We start from the raw sequence: 12,619 nt of genomic DNA, 5'->3' as shown, positions 1-12,619 counted from the left end.
GCACAAAGCTAAGTGGATGGTGTAGGGATACTAAATGCCCTAGCCCGGAGTGCAACGAAAGCCCCGAAGATTAAAAAAACCTAGTTTTGCAGAGGAAAAAGAGCGACCAAAGGAAGCTCCTTTTTACACTAGAAAAACTCGTTTTTTAAACAAGGGCTTGGAGGGGAAAGCCGGAGGTGGCTTCAAAAACTAATCGAAACGGATTGCTTTGATTGGGGAGATTTTGGTGATAATGTACGACGGGATTAATAATATAAGTAAGCATATTAGGATTGTACCGATGTTTAGTAGGAAAATAGTCCCAAAATCGATGAAAACTGGGGCTTCATTTACATAATAATTCTCGGGATTTAGTTTTATTATTCCGAAATTTTGCTGGATTAGTAGCATTCCCACGCCTATTAGGTTGCCCCAAAAGAGTCCTTTTGAGATGAGATAAAAGGCGTTGTAAAGGAAGATTTTGCGGACCGTCCAATTATTTGCTCCCATAGATTTTAGGATTCCAATCATTTGGGTGCGTTCTAAAATGAGGACTAAAAGCGCGACCACCATATTGATTGTGGCGACTGCAATCATGATAATAAGGATTACGATGATGTTGAAATCGAATAATTTTAGCCATTCGAAGATGTAATAATATTTTTCGACGATGGTTTGGGTGTCGAGTGTGGAGCCTGTTTTTTCGTAAACTTCTTGCCCTTTTTCTTGAATAGCATTGAAATCGTCGACGAAAACTTCGAAGGAACCTACTTGGTCTGATTCCCATTTATTGATGCGTTGAATGTGGCGGATGTCACCGATAATATAGGTAGAATCGAATTCTTGGAAACCTGAATTGAAGATTCCTGTGATTTTGAAAACGCGAAGATTTGGTTTTTGATTGCTATCTTCTTTCATAAAGAAGGTGTTGAATTTATCGCCTACTTTTAGATTTAATCGGTTGGCTAAAAATTCAGAAATCAGAACCTCATCATTTAGTTTATCGTTTAAATTGGGTAATTTTCCAACTATAAGGTATTCTTGAAGGTTGTTCCACCGGTATTCTTTTCCTACTCCTTTGAAAATAATTCCTTCGAAAGCGGTTTCGGTTCTAATTATTCCAGACTTAGTTGCTACAGCTTGAACATGGTTTATTCCCTCTACATTTTTAAATTTAGGATAAAAATCTTGATGAGTAGAAATGGGTGTTAAGCTAAGCTGAGATTGATTTTCATCGTAATTTGTTATAATTATATGACCGTTGAATGCAGCTACTTTTTGACGGATTTTTTGTTGTAAACCAATTCCCGTTGCAACAGAAATAATCATCATTATCATTCCAATTGCAATTGCTGCTATTGCAATTTTTATAATTGGCGCAGAAATACTACTTTTATGGTCTCGAGCAGTAATGAGCCTTTTTGCTATGAAATATTCTAAATTCAATAGTGATTATGGTTTAAAAATGCAAAGTTGAACTACTTCGCTCGAGTCAAAATTACGTTTTTAGAATTTATTTTCAAGTATTATTAGGTTAATTAATTATTTTTCGAGGGAACAAGCATGATTCAAATTATAACTTCACGGCAAAAACACAACGGAATTACAAGGGCAAAAAAACTACATTATTTGATTATTGCTGCTTTATCGCTATTGATTTATTCTTGTAAGCCCACACAAAAAGGCATTAGAAATTCTACTTCTACTAATAAAACCGTAGTAATAAATAGTAAAAAATCGACTCGTTTTAGTAGTGGTGCCGATAATTACAAATCTTATTTTTCATTATTAGAAAATAAAAGAGTAGGTGTAATTACCAATCAAACTGGAGTTGTTTTATACGATTCTATATTTATGCATCCGGATACGGGTAGCATTAGCCATGCTGAAGGATTTGAAACTAAGCGAATTCATTTGGTAGATTATTTGTTAAAGAATAAAATAAATATTCAAAAAATATACGCTCCAGAACATGGTTTCCGTGGGACTGCAGATGCTGGGGAACACGTTGTTGATGGAAAAGATGTAAAAACAGGGATTCCGATTTTATCACTTTATGGAGAAAATAGAAAACCAAAAACGGAACAATTAGAAGGAATTGATGTATTGGTTTTTGATTTACAAGATGTTGGCGCTCGTTTTTACACCTATATTTCTACGCTACATTATATAATGGAATCTTGTGCTGAGAATAACATTCCGTTGCTTGTTTTAGATAGACCAAATCCTAATATATCAATTGTTGATGGGCCAATTTTAGAAAAAGAATATTCGAGTTTTGTGGGAATGCACACTATTCCATTGTTACACGGAATGACAATTGGAGAATATGCACAGATGATAAATGGTGAAAATTGGCTGAAAGACGGTCTTCGTTGCGATTTAAAAATTATCACTTGCGCTGGATACAATCGGGAAATGAAATACAGTTTATTAGAAAAACCATCACCTAATTTACCAAATGACCAAGCGATAAATTTATATCCGAGTTTGTGTCTTTTCGAAGGCACCAATGTAAGCGTAGGTCGAGGAACTGAAAAACAATTTCAAATTTATGGTTCACCGTATTTGCCGAAAGGCGATTTTAGCTTTACTCCTATTCCGAATTTTGGCGCGAAAGATCCCGTTTACAATGGGGTTGAGTGTTATGGTGAAGATTTAACTAGTATTCCGAAAATTGACAAATTGGAATTGAAATGGTTGCTGAAAGCCTATAATGAAACGGAAGACAAAACCAAGTTTTTCAATGCGTTTTTCACAAAATTGGCTGGAAATAAAAAATTGCAAGCTCAAATTGAGGAAGGATTAACTGAAGATGAAATTCGAGCAACATGGAAAAGTGGTTTGCATGATTTTAAAAAAATGCGAAAGCCTTATTTGATTTATTAAATAAAAAAACCTGACTTATTGAAATCAGGTTTTTTATTGATCTATTTGAAATTGATTAGTTTTTTATTTTCACTAATATATTAATTTCATAATTATCTATTTCTTTTTCTGATCCTTTTTTAGAGCCAGAAACACTAGTGTAAATAATTCTTAAATCGTAATTATTGGAATGAATGTCCTGAATTATTGATGGATCTGAATTGTCATTATTTTCAAAGTCTGAGTTTGATTTGATAAAATCATAAATCTTAATTGGGATAACCTCATTATTTATCGATAAATCAAACCCATAATCTTTATCTACAGATTTTAAAGCATATGTTTTGTTTTCAATTTTTACTGTTTCTTTATCATCAATAGAATTGTAATTTGACAATCCAAAAGAAAAATCGTATCCTTTTATGATTGTAATTTCGTTACTATTATAGGGTTGCGAATAATTATAATTTGCATTTTCATTTATATTTTTTTCATAATCTGAACGGTATTCGAGTCCGAAGGCTTCCATTATTTGAGAAGAATTAGGTGATTTGTCTTTTTTCAAAAGCGCAGTCAACTTGTTGTCTGTGTATGGAGTTAGGATATTAACCCCATAATTTTCTTCTAAGAAATCAACAATACTACTTAGATCTTTTTCTTGATTAAAAGTTAGTTTTTTAGTTCCCATTACTTTCATATATTCTTCAAATCTTGATAGCTGACTGTTTTTTGAAATAGAATCGGCGCTTTGAGGTCCTGCAATTGATAGCAATCCGAATAAACACATACTTATTGGGATGAATTTAATTTTTGGTTGTTTATTGATTATAAAATAAACTACAACTACGGTTAACCAAATGGACAATAAAATCACATAATATCTTTCGTGAGTAAAACCATATAAATTAACACGGTATAAAATTGCCCAAAATAAAAGTCCTAAAAGTGGCACTAGAAGAAAATAAAACCATTTGCTAAAAGTTCGCATCCATAAATTGCCTGTTTCTTTTGCAATGGGATGAATTAATAAAAATGATAAGATTCCGAAGATGGCAAAAATCAATACTAAATAGGAAACCCATCCAACTGGTAATGAAAGTGAAATTAGGATTTTAGTTTCATAGCAAAGTAGAATAACCAAATACAAACTAATTAAAGGCATTAATACGAATTGTGTGAAGTTTTTAAGGCCTTTAGGGTAACTTAATTTCAATGGAGTATCGGCATTATTGGTTTTTGGAACACCAGCAAGAAAGAAAATAGTATTGAATACACCAGAAATGATTACGAATAAATCAGCATAAATTTCATCGTAAAATTCTACATTAAACAATTTTGTGATTGCTAATATCGCCAATGACAATCCCAAATAAAGTACCGAACTATATATTGCTGCGGTAATAATTCGGATAAAAAGTTGCTTATTGAATTCCCAAAATTCTTCTTGATCGTAAACTTTAGGGATAAATCCAGCGAAGGAAACGAGCAAGTGTAACGCAATACTAAGTACAAATAATTGTAGCCCTTCAATAAAAGTAATTTTTTCAGATAAATTGAAAACGAAAGCCGCTATCAAGCCGCCAAGAAATAAACTTGTTACAAATCGAATAGCTATTTTTGATTTTTTTGACTCAAAGTACAAGCTTAAAGATAGAAATAAAACCAAACAAAGGGAACTACAAATAACAATTTTGCCATAAAATGGTGAATTTTTAGAATCGCTAATATTATCAATAATTATTAAAGAATAAATTGTCCCTACAAAGGCAGCAAGGGTTTCAAGAGGAAAACGGTTTATTGTATTTGCCGTTGAATTTAATACACTTTGTAAGGAAGGAAACTTTGCCATAGCTATAAATTTTTTACTAAGTAACGTAAAAGTGAATTAGGAAGCAAATAAAAACCCCCGTTAATTATATGTAAATAAACGGAGGTTTAACTATATAAAAATTAATGTATTACAAGCCAAAAGCAGCTTTTACCTTATCTACATAATCTAATTTTTCCCAAGTAAATAATTCCACGGTAACTGTTTTTTCGATTCCTCCTGGCGCTTTGAAAGTTTTTGTAACTGTTTCTGGCGTTCTTCCCATGTGACCGTAAGCAGCAGTTTCGCTATATATAGGGTTTCTTAATTTTAGACGTTGCTCGATAAAGTAAGGACGCATGTCAAAAATTTCTTCTACCTTTTTCGCTATTTCTCCGTTGGTTAAATTTACTTTTGAAGTTCCATAAGTTTCAATGAAAATTCCCATTGGTTTCGCCACTCCAATTGCATATGAAACTTGAACTAAAATTTCTTCAGCTACTCCAGCAGCAACTAAATTTTTTGCAATGTGTCGTGTTGCATAAGCCGCACTTCTATCCACCTTACTTGGATCTTTTCCTGAAAACGCACCTCCACCGTGGGCACCTTTTCCACCATAAGTATCAACAATGATTTTTCTACCTGTTAAACCAGTATCTCCGTGAGGACCTCCAATTACGAATTTCCCAGTTGGATTGATATGGTAAGTAATTTTATCATTGAATAAGTGAGCGTATTTTGGGTTGTTTTTAATGATTCTTGGAATTAATATTCCAACCAAATCCGATTTGATTTTCTCCAACATTTTTCCTTCTTCATCAAAATCATCGTGTTGTGTAGAAATTACAATAGCATCAATACGAACCGGTTTATTGTCATCATCATATTCTAATGTAACTTGCGATTTAGCATCTGGACGTAAATAATTAATTTCATTATTCTCACGACGCAAAACAGCTAATTCTTGTAATAATTTATGAGATAAATCAAGTGCCAATGGCATGAAATTTTCGGTTTCATTAGTTGCATAACCAAACATCATACCTTGATCTCCGGCCCCTTGCTCCTCTTTTGTAGCACGATCTACACCTTGATTGATATCTCCAGATTGTTCGTGAATTGCAGAAAGTACTCCGCAAGAATTGGCCTCAAACATGTATTCGCTTTTGGTATAACCAATTTTTCTGATTACTTCACGAGCAATTTGCTGAACGTCAAGATACGTTTCCGATTTTACTTCACCAGCTAGGATTACTTGTCCTGTAGTTACTAGAGTTTCGCAAGCCACTTTTGACTCAGGGTCAAATGCCAAAAAGTTATCAATTAATGCATCTGAAATTTGATCTGCAACTTTATCAGGATGTCCTTCACTCACAGATTCTGACGTAAATAAATAAGCCATATAAAATAATTTGTTTATAATTAAGCGAAGAAAAATAAGATTGCAGGAATGTTAAAGGAGAAGATTTCTGCTTTAGCATTTTTTTAACGAGGTTGCAATCAGTTCAAATTTTTCCTCTAATTTTAGACTGCAAATATAGGAAAGAGAATTGAATTGCAAATTAAAGTTGGGAAATTATTATAAAAGAATTTTTATTGAAATGACTTATAAGGGCATCTTCTTTTTCATTTCTTCAACAATATTAAATACCGCAGGACAAATAGCTACATTTTTTAAAGTTAAATCAGAAATTTGTTGGAATTTTTTTCTATCGGTGTGAGGAAATTCTCGACATGCTTTTGGACGAACTTCATAAATCATACACTCATTTTCATGGTCTAAGAAAGTACAGGGAACACTTTGCAAAACATAATCGTTATCTTCATCAATTCTCAAATATTGATCTATAAATTGCTGTGGTTTTTGACGCATAAACTTGGAAATCCTTTCAATATCGGCAGAAGTAAATAATGGTCCCGTGGTTTTACAGCAATTGGCACATTTCAAGCAATCGGTTTTTTTGAATTCGGCGTCGTGCAAATCTTGCATAATGTAGTCGATATTCTTGGGTGCCTTCTTTTTTAGCTTATCGAAATACTTTTTGTTTTCGATATGCTTATCTTTGGCTTCTTTAGGAAGATTATTTAAAATGTGTTTCAAGTTTATAGTTTAAGTTGGTACGCAAAATTACTCAAAACAAATCAACAATTAACCAAATTACCGAATCAACTACTATGAAAGACCTTTTTGGAAAAGCCATTCTCGATTTTCAGACCAATAATTCGCCTGAGGATTTAATTACGGAAACCACGATTTCTGATGAAGATGAAATGTCGGTTGCTTATTTATTTCGGGATTTTTATGGGATGCCAAAATTAGAACAACAAGCGCTATTACTGTCTAATGGGAAGGTTTTGGATGTGGGTTGTGGAGCAGGAAGTCATAGTTTGTATTTACAAAACGAAAAGAAATTAGAAGTTGCGGCCATCGATATTTCCAATAATGCTGTTGAAGCTTGTCAGTTGAGGGGAATTTCAGATGTTAGTAGAACTGATATTTTAGAATACAAATCCGATGAAAAGTTTGATACTATTCTATTACTAATGAACGGAACGGGAATATTTGGAAAAATAGAAAATGTTTCGAAATACCTTCAAAAACTAAAATCGTTATTGTCAGAAAACGGACAAATTTTGATAGATTCTTCCGATATTATTTACATGTTTGACGAAGATGAAGACGGCGGAAAATGGATTTCTGGCGATACTTATTATGGAGAATTAGAATTTATTATCTCCTACAAAGGAGAAAAAGAGGCCCCTTTCCCATGGTTGTATATGGATTATACTACTTTAGAAAATGCGGCTGTAGCCAATGGATTAAAATGCGAATTAGTTTTGGAAGGCGAGCACTTTGATTATTTGGCGAGGCTGACTTACTAATAAATTAAGGAATATTCAAGTACTTATGGGTTTGTAAAGATACACGCCATTTTGGGTTGTTCATCACATAATCAACAATAAGCGGCGTCATTTCTTCTTTTTTACTCCATTCTGGTTGCAGAAAAAGAATAGCATTTGGGTTTACTTTTTCGGCCTGCTCTTCGGCAAATATAAAGTCGTGTTTGTTATGGATAATCACTTTCAACTCGTTGGCATTATCGTAAACGGTTTGAGTTGGTAATTTATTTTTCTTTGGAGAAAGACAAATCCAATCCCAAGTTCCTGATAAAGGATAAGCGCCTGAAGTTTCGATGTGAGTTTTTAGGCTTTTGTCTTTTAATTTTTGAGTTAAAACGGACATATCCCACATTAAAGGTTCTCCTCCTGTTACGACAATGGTCTCAGAATATTTAGCGGCATTTTCAACAATTAAATCAGTATTAGTTGGCGGATGTAATTCGGCATTCCAACTTTCTTTTACATCGCACCAGTGGCAACCTACATCACAACCTCCAATTCTAATAAAATAAGCAGCCGTTCCGGTGTGGTAGCCTTCGCCTTGAATAGTATAAAATTCTTCCATTAGGGGAAGCATTAATCCTTTATCGACAGCTAAGTGAGTTTCTTGATTTAACATTGTTTATTATAAATAGATTGCAAAGGTAGTGAAAAATAGATTTAGGATTTGAGGTTGCTGATTTTAGATTTTAGAAAGTAGAAAGAGAATAGACAGAAAAAGAAAATAGAGATTGCTGATTTAATAATTAGCCCCGGGAGGAGCGGCATCCTGTTGTGGCGGGGTTTGCCGCAACAGATATAGCGGATCACGGGAGGAATTGTCTGAGACAAAAGATAGTTTTGCTCCAAAAAAAAACCGATAGCTTAACTATCGGTTTTATATTTAGTTTAATTACTCTTTTTTAATTCTTCTAATGATTTTAATGCGTAATCATTTGTAGAATCTATTGTTAATGTTTTTGAGAAATTTTCTTTTGCTTTTAAATAATCTTTAGATAAAGCATAAATAGTGGCAATAGTATTATAGGCTTCAATTAATTTAGTTTTAACATTAGGTTTTGCTAATTCTTCTGGCCCCTTTTCGGTTACAACATCTATATACCCTTGAAAATATTTTATAGTCATGTCGTTATTTTCAAGTAAACTATTTGTTCTTGCTCTGTAAATATAAGCATCTTGTGTTGTAGGCGATGCATTAATAACATTTCCAAAGGCAACATCTGCTTTTTGCAAATCTATAGGATTTGGTTTAACTACATCTTTTTTGGTATTATTTAAATACAATGTATAACCAAAATAATAATTATCCTGTGTATAACTTTTAGAATCTACATTAGTTACAGCAATTTCATAGATAATTGAAGCTTCTTTAAATAATTTCTGATCGTAAAACTTTTTACCAATTTCGCTTAAATCGTTGGTCATAGAAATTTCCATTTCAACGGCTTTTTTCAATTGCGTTACTCCAGCATCAAAAACAACAGCATCGACAACTTTCGTTTCAATATTATTGGCTTTTTTCATTTTTGCCAAACCTAAATAAAGGTAATCTCTAGCGATAATTTTATTTGTTGGCGTTGCAATAAAGTTTTCTAAAGCTGAAATTGCAGCATCTACATTTCCATTTTCGTAGGCAGAATAACCTAAATAACGGAAGATTCTTGGGTTTACTTTATCCAATTCTTTCATTGCGTTGGCTTCGGCTTCTAATGCTTTATAGTCTTTTGCCAAGATTAAAAAGTCGGCGTGACGCATACGAGAAGTTAGCGAATAGTCCGTTAAACTCATGTATTTTTCATAGAAAGACAAGGCTTTTGTAATGTTATCTTTATAAGTTTTAGGCTCGTCTTTTGCCCAGAAATAATAGGTTTCTGCTAATTCTCTATAAACTGGTCCGTAATCAGGATTGGTTGCAATTACATTATCGTATGCTTTTACAGCTTCAGAAAAAGCTCTTGCTCCTTTTAATAAAACCCCCAATTGCATTTTCGCTCTGATTAAAGTTGGATCAGCATCAAAGGCATCACGATAGGATTTGTAAGAATCATTTTGATTTTTAAGTCCGTAGTAAGCATCTCCAAAAGCCAATAAAGCAAAAGTATCATTTGGATTGGCAGTTTTAGCTTTGTTTAAAATTTCTATAGCTTTGTTATAATCTGGAGTTTTTGAGTTCATATAGGCTTTCGCTATATAAACGTATTGCTCTGATTCTTTTTTTCTGATGTCTTTTGTTGCTAGGGCAAAATTAGCTTCGGCTGCAGCCAGATTTTTATCGTCTAAATCCATTTGGCCTAAACCAATGTAGTTGAATTTAGAATCCATTTTGGCAACTAGACCTTTGTTAAAATATATTTTTGCGGAGTCGCTAATATTCTGATTAAGATAAATATTTCCTAATAGAAAAGCAGCTTTTCCGTTATCTGGAGTCGTTTTTAGAATTGACTTTAGAATTCCTTTGGCTTTTTCAAATTGTTCAGCATCAATTGTTTTCTTTGCCTGATCTAAATCTTGAGCATAGCTTAGTGTTACTGATGTCAATAAAGCAATACTAAAAATTTTAAATGTGTTCATTGTGTTGTAATTTATTGTTTATTCTCTTTCTCTATTTGTTTTCTAATTTTGATATTTCTACCAGGCATTTTTACAGGCAATAATCCCGATTTAAGTGTAATTCTTTGACCCACTTCACCAGCTATAAAAGAGGCAAATCCCATTCCTAAACCAGAGTAACCCTGACAATTGATAATATACAAATCACGTGCCAAAGGATACTTCTTTTCCGCAAGGTTATTTTGTGTGGGTGCAAAGTAATCTGTTTTTCCAATTCCTTTTACATTTAGAATATTAATTTTATCAACAATAGGTCTCATTTTTAAGGATGGTTCCATCAACCAATTCACTCCTACTACTCCTATCATCCCTTCGTTTTCAAAAACAAACTGAATAACTTCGTCATTTGTTTTAAATGAAAAGATATCTTTTGAAGGCAATTCCTTAATTCCCGCAAGTTCTTTCATGTAACGAACGGTACTTGAATTGGGGTTGTCAAAAACCAATCCTTTAATTTTTGTATTTGGCAATCCTTTCAAAAAGTTCACTACTTCTTGTAACGAAATTAAAGTGTCTTTATTTCTTTGGTTAGAAATAAAAGCGATTGCATCGGTGGCAAATACGGTTGTTCTAGGAGTTATTTTTTTACTTGCAAATACTTTTTCTTCCTCGGGATTTAATTTTCTGGAAAGAATAGCAATTTTTGAGGTGTCTTTTGAAAGTGCCAAAACGGTTTCTGCCTCTGATTTGGCATTAATTTTAATTTTTGCTTCATACAAGCTTTCAAAAACTTCCACTTGAGAGGCTACAATAGGAAGCAAGGTTTCGTCAACAAGAACAGATGTTGAACCTTTTAAAATGGTCTCGTCACTTTTACTAGTCTTGTTGTTCTGATTACAAGCAAAAAACACTAGTATTAAACCTAAGAAAAATACAAATGGAATTAAGGGAAACTTTTTCATAACCTAGTTTTTATTGTCGTTAACAATTCGGTAAAACCGAAAAAAAGAATATACTATTAGAACTACTCCGAAAGCAATTCTATAACCAGGCTTCATATCGTATGGAAAGTTTTTCCAAAAGATGATTGTCACTCCCATAACCAAATAGGCTAAGAAAAAGACCATTCCTATAACGAGAAAAAACCGCTCTTTAAGCGATTTCTTCTCTTTATTCTCGGTTGAATTATTCAACATTATTCTGCAGATTGAATAGTAATAGGAAGAGAATAAAGTACTCTCACCTTCTTACCATTTTGTTCACCAGGATTCCATTTTGGACAAGATTTTAAAACTCGAATTGCTTCTTTACCTGTTCCATAACCGATGTCTCTAATTACTTTAATATCTGTTAACGATCCGTCTTTTTCAACAACAAACGTTACATATACTTTTCCTGACAATCCTTCTTCTTCTGGTGTTCTATAGTTATTTCCTATATACTTGTAGAACTTAGCCATACCTCCAGGGAAATCAGGTTTTACTTCGATACCCGCAGTGTTGTAAATATTGTTATCATCTACCACATCAGCAGGACCATTTCCAACAGGCTCAACAGTTAATTCAGCATCTGGATCTCCTTTAATAGTTTCATCACCAATTTTCTTGTCTTTAATTTCAACAATTTTTGGTGGTTCTTCTACTACCTCTTCCGCTTTAGCAACTACCGGTTTCACAAACTTCACCTGATCCACTTTTGGAGGTGGTGGTGGAGGCGGTGGAATATTTTCTTTCGGTTTTTCCTTAGGTGGTAATTTTACCGTAGTAATTTTTGTATCTAAGCTTGTGTCGTCTTGAGAATCTGGTATCATGTTGATGATTAAGGGCATTGCAATAGCAAGACCAAACAAAACCGAACCTATTATAAGCGCTCTTAAAGTAGTTTTTTGATTTGTTTTTCTTAATTCATAGGCACCATAAACTTTATTTCGTCCTTCGAAAACAATTTCAAGCCATTGGTCTTTTATTAAATCTAATTTCATATTTCTTAATTATTAGGTTATTGGGTACTAAGATTACTCTTATTTTCCTTCTAACAATTTTGTTTCTTCAGGCGTAAAATCATTAACAATTGCATAAGTTGGTACATCAACAATTGCCATTTCATCTAATATATCGATTAAGTTACGGTAATTTGATTTCTTACTTGGCTTAATGATTACAATTATTCCTTTTTCTTTACTTCCAGTATATTCAAGTACTTTCTTTTTTCTATCGATAAGTTCTTTTCTGATACCGTCTTTACCATAAACGAAGTCTTTCGGTGTTCCACCAGCTACAGGTGTTGCTAATAAACCAACGTAACGAACTAACTTGTCGTTATCACCCAATAAAATAGTCATCGTACGATTTTCATCAACTTTAACGTCTTTATTTTTTGTAGGATCCTCGTCTTTATCTGGCAACCCCAAACTCATGGATTGTGGTTTTGACAACGTTGTGGTAAGCATGAAAAATGTGATCAATAAGAAAGCCAAATCCACCATTGCAGTTAAATCTACCTTAGCATTTTGCT

The 12,619-nt window shown here is 33.2% G+C and carries 12 protein-coding genes; 3 read left to right on the top strand and 9 right to left on the bottom strand.

The genetic code is table 11. The features are described 5' to 3' along the window. Positions 1 to 49 precede the first annotated feature (49 nt). Positions 50 to 193, top strand: coding sequence for a hypothetical protein (locus tag AC9UFV_RS08425; RefSeq protein WP_509574813.1), 144 nt, complete (start codon positions 50 to 52; stop codon positions 191 to 193). Here AC9UFV_RS08425 and AC9UFV_RS08420 read toward each other — a convergent pair. After that, on the bottom strand, positions 190 to 1,425 hold the full coding sequence (locus tag AC9UFV_RS08420; RefSeq protein ID WP_509574811.1) for an ABC transporter permease: 1,236 nt from the start codon (positions 1,423 to 1,425) through the stop codon (positions 190 to 192). The two genes, AC9UFV_RS08425 and AC9UFV_RS08420, sit on opposite strands and share 4 nt — an antisense overlap. A gap of 117 nt (positions 1,426 to 1,542) precedes the next feature. Between AC9UFV_RS08420 and AC9UFV_RS08415 the strand changes: the two genes are divergently transcribed. Beyond that, positions 1,543 to 2,868 carry an exo-beta-N-acetylmuramidase NamZ family protein gene (locus AC9UFV_RS08415; RefSeq protein ID WP_509574809.1) on the top strand — a complete coding sequence of 442 codons (1,326 nt, stop codon included), beginning with the start codon at positions 1,543 to 1,545 and terminating at the stop codon, positions 2,866 to 2,868. Between the two features lie 55 nt (positions 2,869 to 2,923). Here AC9UFV_RS08415 and AC9UFV_RS08410 read toward each other — a convergent pair whose 3' ends face one another. From AC9UFV_RS08410 to AC9UFV_RS08400, 3 genes are all read right to left on the bottom strand, one after another. Further along, complete coding sequence (locus tag AC9UFV_RS08410) at positions 2,924 to 4,696, bottom strand: DUF4153 domain-containing protein (protein ID WP_509574807.1); 1,773 nt, start codon at positions 4,694 to 4,696, stop codon at positions 2,924 to 2,926. A gap of 109 nt (positions 4,697 to 4,805) precedes the next feature. Next, positions 4,806 to 6,056, bottom strand: coding sequence for a methionine adenosyltransferase (gene metK, locus AC9UFV_RS08405; protein WP_509574805.1), 1,251 nt, complete (start codon positions 6,054 to 6,056; stop codon positions 4,806 to 4,808). Between the two features lie 204 nt (positions 6,057 to 6,260). Further along, positions 6,261 to 6,755, bottom strand: coding sequence for a YkgJ family cysteine cluster protein (locus tag AC9UFV_RS08400; protein WP_509574803.1), 495 nt, complete (start codon positions 6,753 to 6,755; stop codon positions 6,261 to 6,263). A gap of 74 nt (positions 6,756 to 6,829) precedes the next feature. Here AC9UFV_RS08400 and AC9UFV_RS08395 point away from each other — a divergent pair, with 74 nt between their 5' ends. Continuing rightward, complete coding sequence (locus AC9UFV_RS08395) at positions 6,830 to 7,537, top strand: class I SAM-dependent methyltransferase (RefSeq protein ID WP_509574801.1); 708 nt, start codon at positions 6,830 to 6,832, stop codon at positions 7,535 to 7,537. A 4-nt stretch (positions 7,538 to 7,541) separates the two neighbouring features. Here AC9UFV_RS08395 and AC9UFV_RS08390 read toward each other — a convergent pair whose 3' ends face one another. From AC9UFV_RS08390 to AC9UFV_RS08370, 5 genes are all read right to left on the bottom strand, one after another. After that, positions 7,542 to 8,174: a 7-carboxy-7-deazaguanine synthase QueE gene (locus AC9UFV_RS08390; RefSeq protein WP_509574799.1), complete on the bottom strand. Its 633-nt coding sequence runs from the start codon at positions 8,172 to 8,174 to the stop codon at positions 7,542 to 7,544. Between the two features lie 269 nt (positions 8,175 to 8,443). Next, a complete protein-coding gene (locus AC9UFV_RS08385) occupies positions 8,444 to 10,126 on the bottom strand; it encodes a tetratricopeptide repeat protein (protein ID WP_509574797.1) in 1,683 nt (560 codons plus the stop codon). 11 nt (positions 10,127 to 10,137) lie between these two features. Then, a complete protein-coding gene (locus AC9UFV_RS08380) occupies positions 10,138 to 11,067 on the bottom strand; it encodes a PstS family phosphate ABC transporter substrate-binding protein (RefSeq protein ID WP_509574795.1) in 930 nt (309 codons plus the stop codon). A gap of 233 nt (positions 11,068 to 11,300) precedes the next feature. Continuing rightward, the gene (locus tag AC9UFV_RS08375; protein ID WP_509574793.1) at positions 11,301 to 12,086 is read right to left on the bottom strand and encodes an energy transducer TonB; all 786 of its coding nucleotides are present in this window, start codon (positions 12,084 to 12,086) and stop codon (positions 11,301 to 11,303) included. 39 nt (positions 12,087 to 12,125) lie between these two features. Further along, on the bottom strand, positions 12,126 to 12,619 hold a 494-nt coding region (locus AC9UFV_RS08370; protein WP_509574791.1), incomplete at its 5' end, for an ExbD/TolR family protein.

The sequence above is a fragment of the Flavobacterium sp. genome, assembly GCF_044349645.1.
GTDB lineage: Bacteria > Bacteroidota > Bacteroidia > Flavobacteriales > Flavobacteriaceae > Flavobacterium.
Note: the sequence above shows the minus strand (reverse complement) of the source record. Positions and strands in the feature narration are given on the sequence as shown.